Consider the following 23,758-nt stretch of genomic DNA (forward strand, 5'->3'; position numbering starts at 1 on the left):
ACCGCCTGACATCCAGGCTGCAAACAGGTGACCCCATGTCCCGTGTGGCAGCCGTGCTGAAGGGTTAAAACGACGCCTTGAAATCCTGATACGGAATAACCAAAAACTCACAGTCTTTGACTGTGAGCGGAATGAAGTGATATGTTTGTGTTGATGTCCTTGATGTGTTTTTGCCTGCGGCGCGTGAACGTGCTGTTTGTTGGCGCACGTCTGGCACCAGCGCCCGTCAAATCGGCGCACAAAGCTATCAAACAGATAGCAAAAATCCCCACAAACCCAATGACTCCTCTCCACGCGCCCCCGCCCCCGCTCACCCAGTGAGTTGAGGGTCTACGGCAGTTTCCTCCGCATTTCAAAGCGTCAGTTTGTGTATCAAAAGCTCGGCATGAGCTTGTGTATTGATATTTGAATTGAAGGAACGCTACCCATGAAACGGATGCTGATCAACGCCACCCAAGCGGAAGAACGCCGCCTGGCCGTGGTGGACGGGCAAAAACTGCTCGACTACGAAATCGAAATTGAAGGGCGCGAACAGCGCAAGGGCAACATTTACAAAGCGGTGGTCACCCGCGTCGAGCCTTCTCTGGAAGCCTGCTTTGTCGACTACGGTGAAGAACGCCACGGCTTCTTGCCGTTCAAGGAAATCTCCAAAACCTACTTCCAGCAAAACGTCTCGGTCAGCCAAGCGCGCATCCAGGATGTGATCCGCGAAGGCCAGGAACTGCTGATCCAGGTCGAAAAAGAAGAACGCGGCAACAAAGGCGCGGCGCTGACCACCTTCGTGTCACTCGCTGGCCGTTATGTGGTACTGATGCCCAACAACCCACGTGGGGGTGGTGTCAGCCGCCGCATCGAGGGTGAAGACCGCGCCGAACTCAAAGAAGCACTGGACCAGCTCGAATACCCCAACGGCATGAGCATCATTGCCCGCACCGCTGGCATCGGCCGCAGTGCGCCTGAGCTGCAGTGGGACTTGAACTACCTGCTCAAACTCTGGACCGCCATTGACGGCGCCGCCAAGGGTGGTAAGGGCGCGTTCCTGATCTATCAGGAATCGTCTTTGGTGATCCGCGCCATCCGCGACTACTTCAACAACGACATCGGCGACATCCTGATCGACACCGACGACGTGTATGAACAGGCCCAGCAGTTCATGGCGCATGTGATGCCGGAACACGCTGCCCGCGTCAAACGTTACCGCGACGACGCGCCGCTGTTCAGCCGCTTCCAGATCGAACACCAGATCGAAACCGCCTACGCCCGCACCGTGACCCTGCCGTCTGGCGGCGCCATCGTGATCGACCATACCGAAGCGCTGGTGTCGGTGGACGTGAACTCGGCACGCGCCATCAAGGGTGGCGACATCGAAGAAACCGCGACCCGCACCAACCTCGAAGCCGCTGACGAAGTGGCACGCCAGGCACGGCTGCGTGACTTGGGTGGCCTGATCGTGATCGACTTCATCGACATGGAAGAAAGCCGCAACCGCCGCGAGGTCGAAAACCGCCTGCGCGACGCGCTGCGCCAAGACCGTGCACGGGTGCAGTTTGCCTCCATCAGCAAGTTTGGTCTGATGGAAATGAGCCGCCAGCGCCTGCGCCCGGCCCTCAGTGAAGGCGCCTCCATCCCCTGCCCGCGCTGCGGCGGCTCCGGCCACATCCGCGACACCGAAAGCTCGGCGCTGCAGATTCTGCGCATCATCCAGGAAGAGTCCTTGAAGGACAACACCGCCTCGGTGCTGTGCCAAGTGCCCGTCGAAGTGGCATCTTTCCTCTTGAACGAAAAACGCGGCGAAATCGCCAAGATCGAGCTCAAACAGCGCATCAACGTGCTGATGGTGCCCAACAAGTCAATGGAAACGCCCAACTACAAGTTGGAACGCCTGAAGCACGACGACCCACGCCTGGACAACATCACCGCCAGCTACTCGATGGCCGAAGAAGTCGAAGACGCCACCGCTGTGACACGCCGCGCCCAAGAGCCCACCAACCGGCAAACCCCGATCATCAAAGGTGTGTTGCCCGATGCGCCCGCACCGGTGGCACCGCCCAAACCGGCACCGGTCAGCCCGGCACCCGCTGCGGCACAACAGCCCCCTAAAACCCCGGTCGCCGCACCGGTCGTGGTGGAAAAAGGCTTCTTTGGCTGGATCAAAAACCTGTTTGCCCCGGCACCAGTGACCACCCCTGCGCCCAAGGCAGCTGCAGCCCCTGCCAACGACAAAACAGACGGTCGGGGTCCACAAGCCGGTGGCCGCTCGGGCCGCGACGGTAACCGTCGCAACGAAGCCCGCGGTGACCGCCCTGAAGGTGGACGGGGTCCGCGTGGAGAGGGACGCAATGGCCGCCCCAGCGCAGAAGGCCGAACCGAAGCTCGCCCGGAAGGCCGTGCCGATGGCCGCCAGGACAACCGTGGCAACCGCAATGAACGTGGTAACCGCCCCGAGCGCGGTGAACGCCCGGAACGGGAACGGGGTGAGCGCAACGAGCGCGGCCCACGCAACGAGCGCCCGGACAGCCAGGTCAATGCCCTCGCCCCCGAGGCAGGCCGTTTGGACGTCACCGCCCAGATGAACACCGAGGGCGGTGAAGCCAACCGCAACGAACCACGCCAGGAGCGCAATGGCCGCAACCAGCGCAGTGACCGTCGTCCACCGCGTGGCCCACGCACTGAAGCGGACGGTCGGCCAATGACCGACCAGGCCGAATCCAGCAGCCCGGTGAATGTGGACAACGAGCCCAACAACACGGATGACAACCAGCCGATGGTGGACCAGGCCGACCGGGGCGAGTCTGCACCCCGGGAAAAACGCTCACGTGACCGTTATGGCCGTGAACGCAAACCACGTGGTGAACGCGCTGAGCGCCCAGCAGCTGACAACGCTGAGGGCAACGACGCGCCAAACGTACAGCCCGTAACCACGGAGTCTGAAACCGAGGTGCAAGATGCACCTCGCAAGTCGTACTTCAACACACCAGCCGTGACCAGTGCACCCGCTGTGGCCGCAGCAGCCCCCGTGGCAACCGAGCCAGTCGCCGTAGCCGCTGTCGCCGAAGTGTTGGCACCCACAGTAGCCGTGGCACCTCAGCCAGTGGCGACCCCAGCGCCGGTGTTGCCGAAGCCGGTTGCTGCCGCACCCGTGCCAGCGACCAGCGCTGCTGCGAGTACTGGCATGCCCAAGGTGGTGCCTTACAGCTTGCCGCTCGAAGAACTGGCACAGTTGGCGCAGAACAGTGGTTTGAGCTGGGTCGCTTCCGACGCCGAGAAAGTGGCTGCCGCCCAGGCCGCCATTGCTGCCCAGCCCGAACCCGTGCGGGTGGTGCGTGAACGTCCGGCCCCCGTGGTGATGGACGAGCGCCCGCTGGTGCTGGTGGAAACCCGGCGTGACCTGCGCAACACGACCCTGCCATTTGAGCAGTCAGAAACGCTCTAAACCCACATCCCGAAAGGGATGTTTGCTATAAAAAAAGGGCACCTGAGGTGCCCTTTTTTGTTGCGTGTTGGCGCTCAAGCGGCCGTCGCATCCTCTGTCAGAACCGGCACAGGCCCAAAAAACCCACGCCGCACCAGACCCAGATGGCTGCAGGCTTTGTTGCCACCACCACGGCGTGCAAAGTCCACCGCACGCGCGGTGTTCTCAAGCGCACTCGCGGGTGAATCGTCGGCCCGCACGGTGGTGAAGCCACTGCTCACGGTGACACGGCCCACCAGCGGAAAACGGGTTTTTTCCACACTGGCACGCAGCCGCTCAAACGCCGCCAGCACCAGGGCCTCGTCGGGGCAATGCAACAACACCCCATAACTGTCACCACCAAAGTGGTAGAGCCGGTCATAGGTTCTGAAGGTGCTGCTCATCACACGCGCGACCTGTTGCAACACGTCTTGCATCGCTGCATAACCGTGTTTGTCGCTGATCAGGCCATAGTTGTCGATTGACACCGAACCGAGCCAGTAGTTGGCGGGCACACGGTGACGGCGCTCCTGCTCACCCGCGTTGTCCATGCCCGGTGTGATGCCGTCCAGATCTTCGAGAACCGCGCTGTAAAACGCGTCGTCCAGCGATTTGCGGTTGAGCAGCCCGGTCAGCGGGTCGCGGTCACTGTATTCCAGCAGGCTGTACATGTTGCGGTAAATCTGGCGCAGGGCATCCACCAGGGCCAGACTGTCTGCGTCCAGGGCCGCGTCCGAATGCAACTCCAGCACACCGGCATCTTCTTGCCGTGAATCCGAGAACAAAGGCAGCAGCGTGATGCGCGGACCTTCCGGCCCGGCCCAAGCCACCTCGACCCGCTCACGGGTTTCCAGGCAACGTAACCGGTCAGAGGCGTCTTCGAGCTTGATCAGGGTCTGGAAATCGACCCGTTGTGGGTCAATCACACGGCCGCCACCCTTGGCGTCGAGTCGGGCCACGTCGAGCCAGCGGCTGACACCCTCCTCGCGCACCACACGGGCGATGACGATGCGTTCCAGGGGCAACAGATCAATCAGCGCTTTGGACAGCGTGAGCTCCAGGAGATCACGGTCACGGTGACTGGTCAGCTTGACAATGTGTTCGATGAATGTACTCATGAACAAATCATAGACTCGAACGCCGTTCAAGTCACGCAAATGCGTTGCCGCACACGTTTAACGGGCCTGACGGACCCTCAGGGGCTCAGATCTTGCGGCGCAAGGTGACCTGGGCCGCATTACGCCAAGCCAGCAACGCCTGCGCCTCGTCACCCTGGCGTTGCGCCAGTTCGGCCTGAACCTGCCAGGCGCGGGTCAACAAACCGGCATCGTTGAGCCGAGGCAGGGCCTGACGGATCAGCTGCTGCGCTTTGCCCCAGAGCTGCAGGTGCAGGCAGGCTACACCGGCCAAGTACTGCAGGTCGGCATCCCCGGGTGCGGCCAGCTGGGCTTGTTCGATGCGTGACAACCACTGTTTGTCGATGTCTTCCCCAGCGGCAGAAAAGCCGTTTTCCATCACCCGGATCAGGAAAACCTTCTGATCAGGCTCCAGCCCTTGTTGTGATTGGGTCATACGATCCCAAACCGGTAGCAACCAGGCAAATGCCTGGTCCACCGCACCACCCATCCGAAGCAGGCGTCCGGCTGCCGACAAGGCCACCTCGGGCACGTTCTGCTCCAGCGGGTCCAGCTGCGCCCAGACCGCCGCAAGCTGCTCGGGCTCCTGGGTGGTCTGGATGTACTCCAGCGCCAGCGCCCGCTGCAGGCTCAGCGCCGCATTGCCAGAAAACGCCTTGTGTTTCACCAGCAGACGCGCGGTTTCCAACGCCAGGTCGTTCTGCCCGGCCAGGCGCGCCACCTTCAGCCGCAAACGCAACGCCACCGTGCGGCGCGCCACACCAGCGGGCAGCTGTGCCAGCCAGTCCAACGCGGCGGCGGGGTCTCGCTCTTCCAGCGACCAGCGCAGTGCGCGCAGCTGCAGGCCATCGCGGGTGCCACTCGCTTCGGCACTGGCCGACTGGGCCAGCGCCTGCTGAAAATGCATCTCGCGCGCCGCTTTGTCTTGCAGTGCCTGGGAGCTTTCGGCCGCCAGCAAATGCGCCATGACCCGCAGCCGGGGTGCATCGGGCCACAGTTCACCACTGCGTGTCATGACCGCTTCGCGCGCCAGCACCAGCTCGGCAGCCTTGCGGGCGCGGATAAAACGCCCGGCCACCAGATGCGACAAGGCATCGAGCAAGGCCGAATGCATGATGCGCTCCTGATAACGCAGCCGCCAGGAACGGGCTTGCCCCGGCATGGCAAAGAGCGCCGACAGCGCCTTGAGCGCCACATGCAGCAGACCAAACACCAGCAGCAGGGTCAGAATCGCCAGATTCAGCGACACATCCACCCGGTGCGGTGGCCAGAACACGGTGATGGTGCCGGGGTTGGTGCTGGCAAACAGCGCCAGCGCCACCGCCACCCCAAACAGCCCCAGGAACCACAAGGTGAGCCGCATGGCTTAGCGCCCCGCTGCCGCTGTGGCCAACACCGCCAGGGTGTCGTCCACGCGGGGAATCTTGAGCTGGCGCATCTGCAACTGCACCTGCTGCAACAGGGTGACCGCCACGCGGGTGCTGCGCGCACGTTCATCAAAATACTTGCTCAGGCTGTCCTGCGCCACCTCCAGATCGGCGCGGGCAGCATCGACCTGGCGCGACAACAGGCCCAGGCGGGCGTTGAGCAGCTTGAGCTTGAGGTTCTCGCGCACAAAAAACGACTGTTCCGGCGACAACAGGGCGGCTTCGGGGGCTTCGATGCGGCTCACCCGCACCAGGTTGCGTGCCTCGCCCAGCACCTGCTGCAAGACCTGTTGCCACTGGTCCAGTGGTTTGGAGGCCGCCGCCTGCGGCTTGTCGGCCATCTTGTGCAAAGGCATCACCGCATTGGCCAGCGGCAGCTCGTCGGCCAGACGCACCAGATCGTCGAGCTTGACCAGCATGCTCGGGGTGTCACTCACCGCCGCCGACTTCACACGTTCGATGTCACGCGCCAGCGCACGCTGCAGCAGTGCCAGGCGCGGCTGGGCGGCACGTGCCACCCGCTGATCGGCACTTTTGAGCGCCGCCAGCAGCGGCTCGACCGTGCCGGTCAACTCCGCCTGCTGCTGCGCCAGACGCAGGGCCGCCTCGATATCCACCACCAGGTTTTCGTCACGCGAGCGCGACAGGCTCTGCATCAGTTCATCGAGCTGGCTGCGCTGCAGGGCCACCTCACTCAGGCGCGCATCGAGCACCGCGACCCGGGTCACGGTCTCCTGTGCCATGGCCAAAGCCTGTTTGGACAGGGCCTGCGCCTCTTGCGACTTGTCCTGAGCATCGGCGCTTTGCATCGCCAGTTGCTCTTGGATGTTGCTGACCTTCTGCCACAGCAGCACCGTCGCCAGCACACAAATCACCAGCAAGGCACCCAGCCACAGCAGAGGGTTGCGGCTTGGCGCCGCAGCGGCTTGGGCGGGGCTGGCGGGCTGCGGCGCAGCCTCGGCCGCTGCCGGTTCCGGGGGCATGGTCACGCTGTTGGCATCTGTTGGATTGACATGGGTCATGCCAATGATTCTATCGAGGCAAGAACATGGGCCAAGGTCGGGCGTGACTCACACACGGTGGCAAAGCCCAGATCACGCGCCGCTTGTGCAATCCGGGCATGGGTGGCCAGGGCACGCGCCTGCGCCCAGCTCTGCCCGGGCAGCAGGCTGGACAAATGGCCCACCGCCTCGGCGCTGCTGAACAACCAGAGGGAACCATCGCTGGCGGCTTGTGTTGCCAGGGCACGTTCAGCCGGTCCCCACACTGGTGCGCCGCGTTGGTAAGCCACGACAAAATCCACCTCGGCACCGGCCTGGCGCAGGGTTTGCGCCAGCCAGTCACGGCCCACCCCCGGTGTGGCGGCGGGCTGATCGGCGCTGTCAGGCTTGTCGCTGTCGTCGTCACGGGTGTCACCACGCACGATCAACACCCGGGCGCCAGGACCCACCTGGCCCTGCACCTGTTGCCACAGCGCCTCGGAGTCAAACTGGCCGCCGTCGACGGGCGGCGCATCGACCTTCTGCGCGGGCAGGCCCTGCGCGAGCAAGGCGGTGTGGGTGCCGGGGCCGGTGCACCACGCTCTTGTTTCAGGAGCTATATGCCCTTTGTATAAAAGGGCTGCATCCTGATTGGACGAAAAAAAATGATTGACCGCGTGGCTGCTGACAAACATCACGGCGTTGTAGTCAGGCCAATGCCGTCCGACGGCCTGCAGCGCCGATGTATCGGCCAGCGCAGCGGTTTCCAACAGCGGCAGGGCCAACGCCTCACAGTGCGGAGAGAGCAACTTGACCCACCGCGCAGCCTGTGGCTGCACCCGGGTCACGATCACACGCATGGCTTATTGCCCGATCAGGGCCTTGTCCAGATGGTCGAGGCGGCCACCCTGGGCCAACACACCGGCCTTCAACGCGTCAGCCACACGCTGGCCCAAGGCCGCAGCGCTGGCCTGGTCCGTCACCGGGCCGGTGGCATTTGCGCGCACCAGCGGCAGCTTGTTCTCGGTGTCACCCCAGGCGGCGTTGATGGTCAGCACATCGCCTTGCAGCGTGGCAAAGGCGGCCAGCGGCATCGAGCAGCTGCCCCCCATCGCGCGGCTCACCGCACGCTCAGCCGCCACTGCGAGCCAGGTCGGCTGGTGGATCAGCGGGGTGAGTGCGACGGTAATCTCAGCACCGTCGGTACGTACCTCGATGCCCAGCGCGCCTTGGCCAGCGGCGGGCAGCATCACTTCGGGCTCAAAAATGTCGCGGATGCGGTCTTGAAGCTTCAAGCGCTTGAGGCCGGCGGCGGCCAGCACAATCGCGTCGTACTGGCCTTCGTCGAGCTTGCGCAGGCGGGTGTCGAGATTGCCACGCAGTGGTTCGATCTTGAGGTCCGGGCGCAGCGCGCGCAGCAGTGCGACACGGCGCAGGCTGGAAGTACCAACCACCGCACCTTGCGGCAGCGCGGCCAGATTGGCGTAGCGGGGTGAAACAAAGGCGTCGCGCGGGTCTTCGCGCTCCATCACACAGGCCAGGGCAAAACCGGTGGGCAGTTCCATCGGCACATCCTTGAGTGAATGCACCGCCAGGTCGGCGCTGCCAGCCTCCAGCGCCACTTCCAGCTCTTTCACAAACAGGCCCTTGCCACCGACCTGGCTCAAGGCGCGGTCCAGAATCTGGTCACCCAGGGTGGTCATACCCAGAATGCTGACCGTATGACCCATACCCGCCAAAATGGCCTGTACATGCTCAGCCTGCCACATGGCCAAGCGACTTTCTCTGGTGGCAATCGTGAATGTGCTCATAAGTGTGTGGCGCGTAGCCGTAACCTTTTTGTAATAGCGAAGCAGTCGAGAATGCTAGCATGAGTCTTGCTTGAAAATAGCATGCTCAACCACAGAACTGCCATGACAAAAACCAGCTCCCCACGCCCCAAAACCAGCCCCATCAGCACCGAGCAACCCTTGATCGACGACATCCGCCTGCTGGGTCGCATTCTGGGTGACGTGATTCGCGAGCAAGAGGGCGAGGCCGCCTTTGAACTGGTCGAGAAAATCCGCCAGTTGTCCGTGGCGTTTCGCCGTGATGCCGACCACGAGGCCGACAAGGCGTTGAGCAAGCTGCTCAAGTCGCTCAGCGGGGACAAAACCGTGAGTGTGGTGCGTGCCTTCACCTATTTCAGCCACCTGGCCAACCTGGCCGAGGACCGCCACCACATCCGCCGCCGCGCCATCCACCAGCGCATGGGCGCGGTGCGTGAAGGCAGCATCGGCAAAACACTGCAGCGCCTGGCCGACGGCGGCATCACACCCCAGGCCATCAGCGCGATGCTGGCGCACAGTTATGTCTCGCCGGTGCTGACCGCCCACCCGACCGAAGTGCAGCGCAAAAGTATTCTGGATGCCGAGCGCGACATCGCCAAACTGCTGGCCCAGCGTGACGACATCCTGGCCCAGGCCCTGGCCTACCAGGTGCCCGACGATGCACTGACGCCCCAACAACTGGCCGACAACGAGGCCCAATTGCACGCCCGGGTGCTGCAGCTGTGGCAAACCCGGCTGCTGCGTTTTTCCAAACTCACCGTGGCCAACGAGGTGGACAACGCGCTGAGTTATTACGAATCGACCTTTCTGCGCGAAATCCCGCGTATCTACGCCCACCTGGAGCAGGCCCTGGGCCAGCAGCCGATTGCCAACTTCCTGCGCATGGGCCAGTGGATTGGGGGTGACCGCGACGGCAACCCGAATGTCAACGCCCACACCCTGGAGCACGCCCTGAGCCGCCAGGCCGATGTGGCGATCCGCCACTACCTGACCGAGATCCACCTGCTGGGCGGTGACCTGTCGCAGTCGGCCATGCTGATGGCGTTTTCGCCCGAGATGCAGGCTCTGGCCGAGTGCTCCGCCGACACCAGCGAACACCGCAAGGACGAACCCTACCGCCGCGCGTTGATTGGTGTGTACGCCCGGCTGGCGGCCACGCTCAAGGCGCTGACCGGCACCGAGGCGCCGCACTACGCGGTGCCACCCCAAAACCCCTACGCCAGCGCACAAGAGCTGCTGGCCGACCTGAAAGTGATCGAAGCCTCGCTGCTGGCGCAGCACGCCCAGGCGCTGGTGACCCAGCACCTGCAGCCACTGATGCGCGCCATCCAGGTGTTTGGTTTCCACCTGGCCACGGTCGACCTGCGCCAAAGTTCCGACCAGCATGAAGCGGTACTGACCGAGCTGCTGGCCCAGGCCCGCGTTTGCCCCAACTACGCCGAGCTGGACGAAGAACCCAAATGCCAGCTGCTGCTGAAACTACTCAACGAAACTCGACCCTTGCGCGTGGTGGGTGCGCCCTATAGCGAACACACGCTGAGCGAAATCGCGATTTTCGAGGCCGCCAAAACCATGCGCGAGCGCTACGGCGCCCAGGCCATTCGCCACTACATCATCAGCCACACCGAAACCGTGAGTGACTTGCTGGAAGTGATGCTGCTGCAAAAAGAAGTGGGCCTGATGCGCGGCACGCTCGACTGTGACAACGCCAGCTGCGACCTGATTGTGGTGCCGCTGTTCGAGACCATCGACGACCTGCGCCACGCCGCGCCGATCATGAAAACCTTCTACGCCCTGCCCGGCATCCTGGCCATGGTGCAGCGCGGCCATGGTGACCAGTATGGCGAGCAGGACATCATGCTGGGTTACTCCGACAGCAACAAGGACGGTGGCATCTTCACCAGCAACTGGGAGCTGTACCGTGGTGAACTGGCGCTGGTGGAAGTGTTTGACGAGATCAACCGCACCCACCCAACGCCTGATGACAAGGAATTCATCCAGCTGCGCATGTTCCACGGCCGGGGCGGCACGGTCGGGCGCGGCGGCGGCCCCAGCTTCGAGGCGATCCTGGCACAGCCCCCGGGCACCGTGCGTGGCCAGATCCGCCTGACCGAACAAGGCGAGGTGATTGGTTCCAAATACGCCAACCCCGAAATCGGCCGTCGCAACCTGGAAACCCTGGTCGCTGCCACGCTGGAAGCCACCCTGTTGCACCCGACCCAGGCGGCTGAGCCAGCGTTTCTGGAAGCCGCAGCCGAGTTGTCGCTGGCCAGCATGGCCGCCTACCGCGCGCTGGTGTACGAGACCCCGGGCTTCACCGACTACTTTTTTGGCGCGACACCGATCCGCGAAATTGCCGAACTCAACATCGGCTCGCGCCCGGCCTCACGCAAAGCCACGCAAAAGATCGAAGACCTGCGCGCGATTCCCTGGGGTTTCAGCTGGGGCCAATGCCGTCTGACCCTGCCGGGTTGGTACGGCTTTGGTTCGGCGGTGGAACAGTTCCTCAAACCCCTGGGCGACAAAACACCGGCCAAGCAGCAAAAGAAACAGCTGGCGCTGCTGCAAACCATGGAACACCAGTGGCCGTTTTTCAAAACCCTGCTGTCCAACATGGACATGGTGCTGGCCAAGAGTGACCTGGCCCTGGCCGGTCGTTACGCCGAACTGGTGACCGACAAGAAACTGCGCAAGAAAATCTTCACCGCGATCGAGCAGGAATGGCAGCGCACCACCCATGCGCTGGAGCTGATCACCGGCGACAAACAGCGTCTGGCGCACAACGCGGCGTTACAACGCTCGATCCGCCACCGCTTCCCGTACATCGACCCGCTGCACCATTTGCAAGTGGAGCTGGTGCGCCGCCACCGTGCTGGCCTGAGTGATGAACGTGTCAAACGCGGCATCCACATCTCGATCAACGGGATCGCGGCGGGCCTGCGCAACACGGGCTGATGGGTGGCGGTTAACCAGCTGGCCTGTGGCTGGCTGGTTGACTCAAAAAAAAATAGCTATCAGCCCTTATTAAAAAAGGGCTAGAGGCCCAAAACTCATCCAAACCCCGGGTAAAGCCGACTGGCAGCTCAGGGCGCAGGTGTCTGCCCGCTGCGGGCAAACACCAAAAAATCCTCGGGCAACAGCGGTTTGGCAAAGAAGTAGCCCTGGCCAAAGTCACAACCTGCTTCCTGCAGCAAGTCTTTTTGCAGCTGGGTTTCGATGCCCTCGGCCACCACCTGTATGCCCAGCTCGTGCGCCATCTGGATGATGGCTTTGCACAGCGTCAGGTTTTTGCTGCCTGGCGCCAAATCCCGCATGAAGGACTGGTCGATCTTGAGAAAGTCAATGTCAAAGCGGTGCAGGTAGGCCAGTGAGGAGTAACCGGTGCCAAAGTCGTCCAGCGAAACCCGCATGCCTTCCTGGCGCAGGCTTACCAACTGGCGTTGGACTGACTCGGACGCATCCAGCAGCAGGCCTTCGGTGATCTCGACCACGATGGCTTCGGGCGCGATGTTGTCGGCCTTCAGGTGGTCGGCCCAGGTGGAGGTTGGCCCGTTTTTGCTCTGAAACTGCAGCGGCGACTTGTTGACGGCAATCTGCATGTCGGGGTGTAACTCGCTGCGCCACAGGCGCACCTGCTGCGCTGCGGTTTGAAAGACCCAGTCTCCGATCTCGTTGATCAGGCCCATCGACTCCGCCAGCGGGATGAACTCACACGGCGGAATCAGCCCGCGCTGCGGGTGTTGCCAGCGGATCAGCGCCTCGGCCTTGTGGATGCTGCCATCTCTGAGGTTTACCACCGGCTGGTACACCAGGTGAAACTGCTGCTGCTCCAGGGCCACATGCAAATCACTGGCCATGCGCAGCCGTTTGTGGGCGCGTTCCTGCAGCGCGCTGGTGAAGAAGCAAAAGCCGTTGCGGCCATGGGCTTTGGCTTCGTACATGGCCTGGTCGGCCAGTTTCAGCAACTCGTCGAAGCTCTCCCCATTTTGCGGGTAGAGCGCCACACCAATGCTGGCAGACACAAACACCCGGTGGCCGTCCAGATCAAAGGCGTCGTCAAAACTGGTGACAATTTTTTGCGCAATGTCGCCCACGTCGGCGCTGGGCAGCAAGTCCGTCAGAATCACCGCGAACTCGTCGCCACCCATGCGCGCCAGTGTGTCGGTGTTGCGCAGACAGGCTTCCACACGCCGTGACACCTGCACCAGCAACTGGTCGCCAAAAGCATGGCCCAGGCTGTCGTTGACCTCCTTGAACTGGTCCAGATCGATGATCAGCAGCCCCAGCCCGTGGCCATGGCGTTTGTGGGTATTGAGCACCTGCTCCCAGCGGTCACGCAACATGCGGCGGTTGGGCAGACCGGTGAGCGCGTCAAAGTTGGCTTGTCGCCAGATCAGCGCCTCGGCTTTTTTGTGCTCGGTGATGTCGTGCGCGATGCCATAGGTGCCAATGATGTCCCCGTTGGCGTCACGCAAGGGCATTTTCATCGAGACGTTCCAGGCTTCGCGGCCATCGTGCCAGACCTCGTGGTGCAGCTGGTTGAACACCGGGGCACCGGTGCGCATGATCTCCAGCTCCTCGCGCAGCGTCTGGGCCGCATGTTCGGCGGTGTAAAAGTCGGCATCCGACTTGCCAACCGCCTGGGCTGGGTCGTCCAGGCCATAGCGTTTGGCCAGGCTGGTGTTGATGCGGATAAAACGGCTGTGGCGGTCTTTGAAAAAAATCTGGTCGGGCACACTGTCCATCATCGAGTGCATCAGGTCACGCTCATGCTGGGCCGACAGGTTCTCCAAGTGGCTGCCGGTGACATCGCGCCATTGCGACACGATGCCCAGCTCTTCCGCTCCCACGATGTGCCGGTAGGCGATGCGTTCGAGCCAGCGGCCATCTTTCAAATGGAAATAACTCGGCTGATGCGACAGTGCATCTTGCTCGATCAGACGCAGCGCAAAAGCATCTTTTTCAGGGTAGGCCAGCAGCTTGACCTGGTGTTCAAAACGCTCGCTGCTGGTCATGCAAAACGCACTTTGCTCTGAAAACCCCCAGATCCGCAGGTACTGCGTATTGGCAAACAGCAGCTCATAACACGCGTCCATGAGGGCAATGCCATCAGGATGGGAACGCAATATGGCTTCCGCCCAAAGCTGCGCCTTCATCTTGCCAAGGAATACGTTGAAGCTGACGCCATGTTCTGGTGCTCCCTTGTTGGCTTGCTTGCCAAACGGTTGTTTTGGCCCGATGGGCCCGGGTGTCTCCTGCTTCCGGCTCAACCGGAGAGGGGCAAGTCAGATGCCGCTTGCCATCATAAACACCTTTCCAAGCCACCGCAGCCACGCGAGGGCATGAGCAGGTCCCCCATTGAATGGGCGCCCGGTGCATAGGCCGACAGGGCCGCCCCCAGCACCATCAGGAAAACACCGGTGGCAACAAAGGGCAGCACCGTGCGGCGCACCGCCGTGGCCAGCCAGTGGGCAGGATCGTCCCCACGCACATAGCGGTACAGCGCATACGAAAACGCACCATCCACCAGCACCTCGGCCAACAGTGCTGGCGCGATGTAGATCACATACAAAGAGGCCAAGGCCAGCCCAAGCGCCAACACCAGCGCCATCAGCGGCAGGGCCAGCTCATCGGCATCTGCCACCGAACTGACCGACTCGCCCACGTCGAAGTCAGCCTCTATGGGATCAACCGGGGCCACACCGGGCCCGTCGAACGAGGCGCTGGCACCACCGCCACCAAAATCCCCACCGCCGCCGCTGTGCAGGGGTTCGCTGCTGCAGCCTGAGCCACTGTTGGATGAGGACCCCGACATTTTCGGCAGATCCAGGTAGTCCTGCGCCTGGGTCCTGAGCCACAGCCAGATCAGGAACAAAAACATGCCATAAGCGCAAACCAGCGCCAGCGGGTACCGCAGCGTCATGCTCTCAACACGACCCAGGTGCAACAGCACATACGACGAGACCAGGCCAAACGCCCCCGTCAAGCCGGTGATCAGGGTCATCTGCAGCCGGGGGTAGGACTTGGCCTGCAGCGTCTGGCGCGCACGCACGACCGCCAGAGAACGAACAAAAATTTTCGAGCGGGGTGCCATGTGGTTGGTGGTGGGCTGAGTGAAACGCCAACAATCTTGGTGTGGGGCTGTTTCAAATCATAGCCCGGCCAAAAAGATGGCCAAAAAAGCGTCGGGCACCTGCGGTGCAGCACGCACGGTAAGCTATCACCCCCTGTATTTTGGATGGATAGGACGGTTGAGATGCTGATGATGAGCCACACAAAGAGTCTGGAGAATCTGGCAAAGATGCGCGACGCGGCCAACGTTTTGGTCGGTGCGCTGGAGATGGTTGGCGCCTATGTGAAGCCCGGCGTCAGCACCGCTTTTCTCGACAAACTCTGCCACGACTACATCGTTGACCACGGCTGCGTCCCGTCCTGTGTGGGTTACGAAGGGTATCAACATGCCACCTGCATCTCGGTGAACCATGTGGTGTGCCACGGCATTCCGGGCGACAAAACCTTGAAAGACGGCGACCTGCTCAACATTGACGTGGTGGCCGCGCGCGACGGCTGGCACGCCGACAGCAGCGCTATGTACTTCGCAGGCAAACCCAGCATCGCTGCCAAACGGCTCGCCACCATCACCCAGGACAGCCTCTACCTTGGCATTTTGGAAGTGAAACCCGGCGCGCCCTTGGGCAACATTGGCGCAACGATCCAGGCCCACGCGGGCAAAAACGGCTACAGCGTGGTGCGCGACTTTTGTGGCCACGGCATTGGCGCGGCCATGCATGAAGAACCCGAGGTGCGGCACTTCGGCAAACGTGGCACCGGTGACATGATGTTGCCGGGCATGACCTTCACCATTGAGCCCATGCTCAACGCCGGTCGGCCCGATGTGCATGTGCTGTCGGACGATTGGACGGTGGTCACCAAGGACCACAGCCTGTCGGCCCAGTGGGAACACACGGTGCTGGTCACCAACACGGGATTCGAGATCCTGACGCTGCGCCCTAGCGAGACCGAGCGCTGGGACAAGTTCAAAGCCGCCCACGGGCGATAGTTTGTCGACAAGCTGTTTGTTTTAAAACAATAGCTACCAGCCCTTATTGAATAAGGGCTAGAAGGCCAAAAGGCTTGTGAACTGGGTAAACACCAGGCGGGCAGCGGGTGCCGCTAGATCGTCGGCACCGTGCCCCCGTCAATCACGACCTCCGCGCCAGACATCGAACCCGCGCAGGGTGACACCAAAAAGCTGATCAGGTCCGCCACTTCCTGGGGTTTGGCTGGCCGACCCAGCGGGATACCCCCCAGCGACTGCATGATGATCCGCTTGCCCCCATCGGCATCCGTACCGGCTTGGGCAGCCACGCGCTCGACCAGTGCGATGGCGGCATCGGTCTCGATCCAGCCGGGCGCGACGCTCAGCACACGAACGCCCTTCGGTGTCACCTCTTTCGACAGCGCCTTGCTGTAGGTGGACAAGGCCGCCTTGGCCGCTGCGTAGGCAGTGGTGGACTCTGGCAGCGGCAGCAGCCGCTGGATGGAGCTGACGTGCACGATCACGCCCGAGCCCTGGGCCAGCATGGCGGGCAGCAACGCGCGGTCCAGACGCACGGCAGGCATCAGGTTCTGATTGAGCTCTTTGAACCATTGCGCGTCGTCCAAAGCCGCAAAGCCGCCGCCCGGCGCGCTGGAGCCACCCACCACGTTGACCAGGATGTCCACCCCGCCCCATTGGCTGAGCACGGCTTGCGCGACTTCGGCTGCGCCCTCGGCGGTCGATACGTCAGCCGCCACATACAACACGCCGTCAACCGGATGTATTGGCGCAGAGCGCGCCGTGGCCATCACCTGCACACCCGCATCCCACAAAGCTTGCACCACCGCAGCGCCCACACCTTTGGTACCACCGGTGACCAGCGCCCGCTTGCCCTGCAAATAAAGATCGAAGCTCATACGCTGATCTCCAGCGCAGAGATCAGGCCGCGCTCCAAGCGAAAGTGGTAGCGCAGATCAACCGGGCTGCCAGGGAAGTTGCCCACAACCCGGCTGGTGACGGTGTGGCAGCCCTCACCCTGCTCCAACGCGGTGGGTTCGTTGGTGTAGGTGTACTTGGCCGATGCCGCCGCCTTCCACGCCTTTATGGCGTCGAGACCGCAATAGGTATGGCCCTCATCCTTCACCACAGCGTGTGTTGTGAAGCATCGGGCCAGCACTTCAGGGGTTTGTTGGTCTGCCGCAAAGTAGGCGGTTATTGGGTCGGGAAGGCTCAAAGTGGTCATGGTGACGAACTCCTGGGTTGGTGAAGTGGTGAGGATGCGCCTGCCACACAAATAAGTGAATAGCCTAGAATTTGAATGAGTTATGTAGAAAGTTATACAGAATGCGTGGATCGGACTTTGCGGAACTGAGGGCTTTTGCCGCCGTGGTCGAGCGCGCGAGCTTTGCCCGCGCAGCGGAGCATTTGGGGCTGTCGCCCTCAGCGCTGAGCCAGACGATCCGCCAGCTCGAAGAGCGGCTTGGCGCGCGGCTGCTGAACCGCACCACACGCAGCGTGGCGCCAACGGTTACCGGGCAGCAGCTATACGAACGCATCGCCCCGCTGTTTCAGGACATGGCCGACGCGGTGGCCGAGGCCAGCGCGTCGGCGGGCAGCATGAACGGCACACTGCGCATCAACACGCTGGGAATGGCTGCCCGCCAGATCATTGCGCCGCGCCTGGGTCGCTTTCACCAGGCACACCCTGAGGTGCTGCTGGACATCGTGGTGGACGATGGGCTCAGCGATATCGTTGCTGGCCGCTTCGACGCGGGCATCCGCGTGGGCCGACGGCTTGAGAAGGACATGATCGCCGTGCGCCTGACCCCCGACGTGAAGATGATCGCCGTGGCGTCACCGGACTACCTGGCGCGCCGTGGCACACCGCAGTCCCCCGCTGACCTGCATAACCACGCCTGCATCAACTGGCGCCTTCAGATGGATGGCCGAGCCTCTCGCTGGGAGTTCGAGAAAAAAGGCACGCGGCTCGACATCGCCGCAGAAGGGCCACTGGTCACCAACAACTCGGACATCGGTGTTGCCGCAGCGCTGCAACGGCTGGGCATTGCCTATGCCTTCGAGCGCACGAGAGTCGATGAGCTTCTCGCCCAAGGACAGTTGGTGCAGGTGCTTGCCGACTGGTCCATCACACGGCCAGGGCTGTTTTTGTATTACTCAAACCGACGCCACCCCTCACCGCCTTTGAGTGCTTTCATCGATTGTTTGTTGGACCGTGATTTGGCCGAGTCCCAACAATTGCCCGGCGTGAACCCAAAACTCTAGCGGGTCACGGCAGCGCAGGATGTTCTGGAAACGGATATTGGAGAGTGTCGGAGCCACGCTCAAGAACACAACCGTCCCGTTGCCACCGTGCAGAGACTCTAGCCAAGAGGTTTTCTTTAACGCCATCAACTGAATAGGACTTGCTGCGAACTGAACCGCCCAACTGATAATCGCGTTCATGGGCTCAATCCTCTATAGCCACTTGAACGAGAGTCTGTTGCTGGACAAGAGTCTGATCGCCGCTCAATTTCAGGGGGTTTCGGACGCTGAGCTAAAAAACGCACTGAAGCAATACCGCGAATTCTGTATCGCCAATTTCGACGAACTGCTTGAGGAAGTCTCTCCTGAGGCAGGGAAACTCCGTCTCTTTGTTGGCGAAAACGCCGACGAGAAAGTCTTAAAACAAGGCGCTTTATATCTAGACACGGTGATCATGGCTGACCCGCTATTTGAGTTGGCCCAGCCGGACCATGAGATGACCTTGGCAATGTCCAGGGCGCTCGACATGCCACCGTCGAAAGATCTCGATCGAAAAAAGGTCGTCAAAGCAGTAAAAACGTTACTTTCCTGCCGATCTCTGGTCGCGAATGGTTACGTTCGTTTCTTTCCTACCACGCTTGAAAACGAGGCGCCAGCTGAACTCCCACTCTACGCCCCCAGCGATGGCTTCGAAAGCGTCCTGCCGCCGCACCTGCTAAGGCTATACAAGGAGACCGCAGACATCAGGTCGGTCATCTCAAGCCCTCAAGGCTTGCTGGTTTTGCGAGATCTGAAGCTCGGCCGCATGATCAGCATCGACTTCGATGGTAGGGAGAGCGGAAGAGCCTTCGGCTACAACCTCTTTCAGCAAGAGGTTGTTTCATCTGATCGAGTTTCTGGGCGAATGCAAGTTGCAATGCATATGCCCAAGACGATGCCGTCAAAGGAAATCTTTGACGCGTGGGTGTCCCAGTCAGTCAATAGCTCAGCACGAATGCACTTCGAGATGCTCCAACGCGACATCCGTTGGTCAGCACGTTTCGGATCGCAGTACATGACTCGGTCTCGGTTCGCAGCTTCAATACTTGACAGTGCTGAGAACATATCGTCCAGCAGCATCTCGTCGGCAACGTCAAGCGGCTTGCTGAATCTCAATTTGCCTATCTTTGACAGTGTTTCAATGGAGCGGTTGATGGGTGCTCGGGCGGACGAAGAGGCCTTCCGCCGGTTTCGCTTGCAGATTGAGAAACATTTTCGAGAACTAAGGTTGGAGACCGACCCGGTAAAACGGCACCTAAAGACCGAGAACGCCATGCACGAGTTGGTGGAGATTCAGCTAACCGAAGTTAACAGTGCCATCCGCCGACTCAAGCGCAAGGGCGTGTTGACAGGGGTGGGCGCTGTCGCCAGCCTTGCAGCAGCAACAGCAACCTCCGGCGTCAGCCTCATTGCCACAATGTATGCGGCATTCGCTGGTTACAAAACCTTTGAGGAGTACCGAATTTCCGCGAAAGAAAGCCCTGCGTACTTTCTTTGGCAAGTCCTTGGTAGTAAACAAACGCGGTAGCCGGAATCCGGCAATCTTGAACGAGATCTTCAGGTGTCCACGTCTTGCCCAAGCCAGGCGCGCATATTTTCCATCTGACCGACAGCTCGCGCTGCCGCCTGACATCTGTCACTCCTTGACTTCAGGCTATCTCTTTCGATTTCCAACGACGCTCGCCAGCAGGGGATGGGTTGGGGTGGCGGCCGATTTCTGGGCCTTTGACAGTATGAGGCCGCCGCCCCAACCCATCTCCTGCCAACCACAACCGTTCCCGTTGGGGCTTTTTCAAGCCATGCCATACTTCGACCCATCCGGTTGTGTGCCCTGCCTTTTGTTCCATGTCCCCTTCGCAACGAACACCAGCCAGCCCACCCACCGATGGCGGCAAGACCCAGGAATTTGCGGAGCAGCAGCCATGATCACAGCCACCCTGATTCATATAAGGAAATAGCCTCCAGCCCTTATTCATAAAGGGCTAATCGCTATACAAACAGTAGTTTTCCACCCGCCTTCAGCCCATCAACCTCATGCTTCAGAAATTCTCGTTCCGGCAACTCCTGGTGATCGCGTTTTTGCTGATTGCCGCGTTGCTGGGTGCCGCCTCACTGCGCGCCCTGTTCACGCTGGAAGAGCTCACGCTGCAAAGCCGTGACGGTGCGGCGCGTTCGCTGGAACTGGGCCAGCTGGCCCAGTCACTCAGTGAGCTGAGTGTGTCGATGGAGCGCACCTCGCGCCAGTCGGTGGTGCTGGATGACCGCGTGCTGCGCACCCGTGTAGCCGAGCAGGCGCGCGAAGCAACCACGCTGTTGGACAGTCTGAGCACCGCAGGCCTGTCGAACGAACGCGCGCAGCAATGGCGCGCGCATGTGCAGACTGTCAACGAGCTGCTGACCGGCCCGCCCGAGACCGCGCTGGACCGGGAGCGCGAGTTGGCGCAAAGCTTTCGAGAGCTGGCTGGTGTTAATGCGGCCGTGGCGGTGCAGGTGCAAAAGATCATTCAGCAGCGCAACCAGGCGCTGGAGGCCAAGCTCGAAGACAGCCGCAGCCACCTAGCGCAGCAGGTCACCTGGGCCATCGTGCTGGCGGTGGTCATGGCGCTGGCGTTTGGTGTCTGGTTCACGGTGCCGCTCAAGCGGCTGGAAAACGCCATTGTGGACCTGGGTGAAAACCGGCTTGATGACGCCATCTCCATCCGGGGGCCGGCTGACCTGGCCATGGTCGGCCAGCGGTTGAACTGGCTGCGCCTGCGCCTGGTGGAGCTCGATGCTGACAAATCACGTTTTTTGCGTCACATCTCGCACGAACTCAAAACCCCGTTGGCCTCGCTGCGCGAAGGGGTCTCGCTGCTGGAAGACAGTGTGGCCGGTGAACTCAACCGCGAACAGCGCGAAATTGCCCAGATCCTGCGCCACAACACCAATGTGTTGCAGGGCCAGATTGAAGACCTGTTGCGCTTCAACACCGCCGCGTTTGAGGCGCGCCAGCTGCACCGCCAGACCATTGACCTGCTGCAGCTGATGGAAGCCCAGACAGACGCCCAGCGCCTGCAGTGCCGCGCCCGCGAGCTGACCGTCACGGTGGTCGGCCAGCCCACGCTGGTGCAGCTGGACCCCGACAAAATCGGCACGGTACTGGCCAACCTGTTGTCCAATGCCATCCGTTACTCTCCGCTCAAAGGGGTGATCCGCCTGGAGCTGAGCACGCTGCCGCGTCTGGTGCGCATCGATATCCACGACCAGGGTGTGGGGGTGGCGCAGGCGGACCGTGAGCGGATTTTTGAGCCGTTTTACCGAGGTGAACGCCAACCCACCGACGTGGTGCGCGGCAGTGGTATTGGCCTGTCGATCGTGTATGAGTACATTGCCGCCCACGGCGGGCGCATCGAGCTGCTGCCCGCCCCCGTGGGTGCCCATTTCAGAATCGAGTTACCCCATGTTTTTAAACCCTGATTGTTGTGCGCGGCCTCCTCGTCGCCTGCGCCGTGCCGGATTGTTGACCTCTGTCGCGCTGGTCATGTTGACGGCGGGTTGCGCCAGTTCCGTCGGCCAGGGCGGCAGTGCGACGGTGAACCCAGCCGCCACGCCAGCGCTGCCCGCCAGCTCGGTGCTTTGCCAGCCGACACCGCCGGTGGCACACACCGCACCGCAGACGTCTGAGCCCGTCCTGAGCCTGCTGGTGTATGCCGAACGGGTGCGGCGTATGCAGCCCACAGAGCTGAGCCAGGAAGTGACCCGGCTTGGTGATGCCGCCAGCCCCACCGACCAGGTGCAGCTGGCCCTGGTGCTGAGCCAGTTTCGCCAGTTGCCAGAGTTCCAGCGCGCCCAGGATTTGCTGGGCCGGGTGTTGGCCAACCCCAGCGCGCAGGCGCTGCACCCGCTGGTGGGCCTGCTGGCCTATCGCCTGGGGGAGCAACGCCGCCTGGAAGACTTGCTGGACAAACAAAACCAGCAGACGCGTGAGCTGCAGCGCAGGCTGGACCAGACCACCGACCGACTGGAAGCCCTCAAGGCGATCGAGCGCAGCCTGACCAGCCGCCCACCCCAAGCCCCGGCCTCCAACAGCCGCGGCAGCCACACGCCCGCCCCATGAGCCCGCCGCTTAACACACCGCCCGCACCCGGGCCGCATCTGCTGGTGGTGGATGACGACTCCGACATGCTGCGCCTGCTCACCATCCGGCTCACCGCGGCCGGGTACCGGGTCAGCGCGGTGCGCTCTGCCGAGGACGCTTTGACCCAGTTGTCTATCGAGCGGCCCCAGCTGGTGCTCAGCGATGTGCGGCTGCCGGGCCGCGACGGCCTGGCGCTGTTTGACGACATCCGCACCCAACACCCCTCTCTGCCGGTGATTCTGCTGACCGCCCACGGCACCATTCCCGATGCGGTGCAGGCCACCGAGCGCGGTGTGTTCTCGTACCTGACCAAGCCGTTTGACGGCAAGGCGCTGCTCGACAAGATTGCGCAGGCGCTGTCGCTCAGCGCCCTGTCGCAGTCCAGCCAGCCCGGCAGCCCGCCGGCCTGGCAAGACCAGATCATCAGCCGATCCAGCCGCATGGCCGAGGTGCTGGCCGAGGCACACATGGTGGCGCAGTCGGACGCCAGCGTGTTGCTGCGGGGTGAAAGTGGCACCGGCAAGGAGCTGCTGGCCCGGGCCATCCACCAAGCCGGTACACGCGCCAAAAAACCCTTTATTGCGGTGAACTGCGGCGCCATTCCAGAGGCTCTGCTCGAGTCGGAACTGTTTGGCCATGTCCGGGGCGCTTTCACCGGCGCGGTGTCCAACCACATCGGCCTGTTTCAGACGGCCGACGGTGGCACCCTGCTGCTTGACGAGATTGGCGACATGCCCTCGGCGCTGCAGGTCAAGCTGTTGCGGGTGCTGCAAGAGCGCACGGTGCGCCCGCTGGGTGCCAGCCAGTCCACCCCGGTGGATGTGCGCATCATCTCGGCCACCCACCGCGACCTGGACCAGGCCATGGCCGAGGGCCAGTTCCGCGCCGACCTGTATTACCGGCTCAATGTGGTGACCCTGACCCTGCCGCCGCTGTCAGAGCGGCGCGAAGACATCGCGCTGCTGGCCAACCATTTCCTGGTCAAGCTGGCCAGCAAATACAACAAACGCCTGAGCGGTTTTGCGCCCGAGGCCTTGATTGCCCTGACCACGGCCGCCTGGCCGGGCAATGTGCGCCAGCTCTACAACGTGGTGGAGCAGGTCTGCGCCCTCTCGACCACACCGCTGGTGCCCCTGACCCTGGTGCAACGTGCCCTGCGTTCACCCAGTGTGGAGGTGCTCAGCTTTGCCGAGGCCAAACAACGTTTTGAGCGCGATTACCTGGTGGGCCTGCTCAAGCTGACCGACGGCAATGTGGCCGATGCCGCCCAGCTGGCCGATCGCAACCGCACCGAGTTTTACCGCCTGATGCAAAAACACGGCTTGACGCCTGGCCTGTTCAAGGCCGACCACGGCGCCTAGTGTTTGTCGCTCACCAAAGACAGGCGTCGCTATTGGGCGACAAGACAAACCGTTGATTTCAAAAGAGTTTTTCTTTTCCGCCTGGATCTTGTCGCTGTTTGGCGACAAAAACGGCGG

The 23,758-nt window shown here is 62.1% G+C and carries 17 protein-coding genes; 8 read left to right on the plus strand and 9 right to left on the minus strand.

Translation table 11 applies throughout. From position 1 onward, the window contains the following. Positions 1-427: 427 nt before the first annotated feature. The gene (locus FDG13_RS20430; RefSeq protein ID WP_180132482.1) at positions 428-3,433 is read left to right on the plus strand and encodes an Rne/Rng family ribonuclease; all 3,006 of its coding nucleotides are present in this window, start codon (positions 428-430) and stop codon (positions 3,431-3,433) included. 74 nt (positions 3,434-3,507) lie between these two features. Here the strand turns inward: FDG13_RS20430 and FDG13_RS20435 are convergent, their stop codons facing one another. From FDG13_RS20435 to hemC, 5 genes are all read right to left on the minus strand, one after another. Next, positions 3,508-4,569: a GGDEF domain-containing protein gene (locus FDG13_RS20435; RefSeq protein ID WP_180132483.1), complete on the minus strand. Its 1,062-nt coding sequence runs from the start codon at positions 4,567-4,569 to the stop codon at positions 3,508-3,510. An 85-nt stretch (positions 4,570-4,654) separates the two neighbouring features. Beyond that, a complete protein-coding gene (locus tag FDG13_RS20440) occupies positions 4,655-5,950 on the minus strand; it encodes a heme biosynthesis protein HemY (RefSeq protein WP_180132484.1) in 1,296 nt (431 codons plus the stop codon). A gap of 3 nt (positions 5,951-5,953) precedes the next feature. Beyond that, a complete protein-coding gene (locus FDG13_RS20445) occupies positions 5,954-7,036 on the minus strand; it encodes a uroporphyrinogen-III C-methyltransferase (RefSeq protein WP_370528265.1) in 1,083 nt (360 codons plus the stop codon). Further along, positions 7,033-7,854 (minus strand): uroporphyrinogen-III synthase, encoded by an 822-nt coding sequence (locus FDG13_RS20450; protein WP_180132485.1) that lies wholly within the window; start codon positions 7,852-7,854, stop codon positions 7,033-7,035. The genes FDG13_RS20445 and FDG13_RS20450 overlap by 4 nt, the downstream gene beginning before the upstream one ends. A gap of 3 nt (positions 7,855-7,857) precedes the next feature. Further along, positions 7,858-8,805: a hydroxymethylbilane synthase gene (hemC, locus tag FDG13_RS20455; protein WP_180132486.1), complete on the minus strand. Its 948-nt coding sequence runs from the start codon at positions 8,803-8,805 to the stop codon at positions 7,858-7,860. Positions 8,806-8,907: 102 nt separating this feature from the next. Here hemC and ppc point away from each other — a divergent pair, with 102 nt between their 5' ends. Further along, entirely contained in the window at positions 8,908-11,778 is a 2,871-nt protein-coding gene (gene ppc / locus FDG13_RS20460) for a phosphoenolpyruvate carboxylase (RefSeq protein ID WP_180132487.1), read from the plus strand. A 128-nt stretch (positions 11,779-11,906) separates the two neighbouring features. On the opposite strand, the gene FDG13_RS20465 is transcribed toward ppc, so the two are convergent. Then, positions 11,907-13,979 (minus strand): bifunctional diguanylate cyclase/phosphodiesterase, encoded by a 2,073-nt coding sequence (locus tag FDG13_RS20465; RefSeq protein WP_255435343.1) that lies wholly within the window; start codon positions 13,977-13,979, stop codon positions 11,907-11,909. Positions 13,980-14,125: 146 nt separating this feature from the next. Further along, on the minus strand, positions 14,126-14,917 hold the full coding sequence (locus FDG13_RS20470) for a hypothetical protein (protein WP_255435344.1): 792 nt from the start codon (positions 14,915-14,917) through the stop codon (positions 14,126-14,128). 171 nt (positions 14,918-15,088) lie between these two features. On the opposite strand from FDG13_RS20470, the gene map reads away from it, so the two are divergent. Further along, a complete protein-coding gene (gene map / locus FDG13_RS20475; RefSeq protein WP_218942798.1) occupies positions 15,089-15,883 on the plus strand; it encodes a type I methionyl aminopeptidase in 795 nt (264 codons plus the stop codon). Positions 15,884-15,996: 113 nt separating this feature from the next. On the opposite strand, the gene FDG13_RS20480 is transcribed toward map, so the two are convergent. Together FDG13_RS20480 and FDG13_RS20485 are read right to left on the minus strand one after the other, a co-directional pair. Next, positions 15,997-16,779 (minus strand): SDR family oxidoreductase, encoded by a 783-nt coding sequence (locus FDG13_RS20480; RefSeq protein WP_180132490.1) that lies wholly within the window; start codon positions 16,777-16,779, stop codon positions 15,997-15,999. Continuing rightward, positions 16,776-17,105, minus strand: coding sequence for a nuclear transport factor 2 family protein (locus FDG13_RS20485; RefSeq protein ID WP_180132491.1), 330 nt, complete (start codon positions 17,103-17,105; stop codon positions 16,776-16,778). The genes FDG13_RS20480 and FDG13_RS20485 overlap by 4 nt, the downstream gene beginning before the upstream one ends. A 101-nt stretch (positions 17,106-17,206) precedes the next feature. Between FDG13_RS20485 and FDG13_RS20490 the strand changes: the two genes are divergently transcribed. From FDG13_RS20490 to FDG13_RS20510, 5 genes are all read left to right on the plus strand, one after another. Beyond that, a complete protein-coding gene (locus FDG13_RS20490; protein ID WP_180132492.1) occupies positions 17,207-18,145 on the plus strand; it encodes a LysR family transcriptional regulator in 939 nt (312 codons plus the stop codon). A gap of 178 nt (positions 18,146-18,323) precedes the next feature. After that, a complete protein-coding gene (locus tag FDG13_RS20495; RefSeq protein ID WP_180132493.1) occupies positions 18,324-19,691 on the plus strand; it encodes a hypothetical protein in 1,368 nt (455 codons plus the stop codon). Between the two features lie 506 nt (positions 19,692-20,197). Next, a complete protein-coding gene (locus tag FDG13_RS20500) occupies positions 20,198-21,619 on the plus strand; it encodes a sensor histidine kinase KdpD (protein WP_180132494.1) in 1,422 nt (473 codons plus the stop codon). Further along, positions 21,603-22,259: a hypothetical protein gene (locus tag FDG13_RS20505; protein WP_180132495.1), complete on the plus strand. Its 657-nt coding sequence runs from the start codon at positions 21,603-21,605 to the stop codon at positions 22,257-22,259. Before FDG13_RS20500 ends, FDG13_RS20505 begins: the two co-directional genes overlap by 17 nt. After that, entirely contained in the window at positions 22,256-23,641 is a 1,386-nt protein-coding gene (locus FDG13_RS20510) for a sigma 54-interacting transcriptional regulator (RefSeq protein ID WP_180132496.1), read from the plus strand. Before FDG13_RS20505 ends, FDG13_RS20510 begins: the two co-directional genes overlap by 4 nt. Positions 23,642-23,758 lie beyond the last annotated feature (117 nt).

Source organism: Rhodoferax sp. BLA1, assembly GCF_013416775.1.
Taxonomy (GTDB): Bacteria; Pseudomonadota; Gammaproteobacteria; order Burkholderiales; family Burkholderiaceae_C; genus Rhodoferax.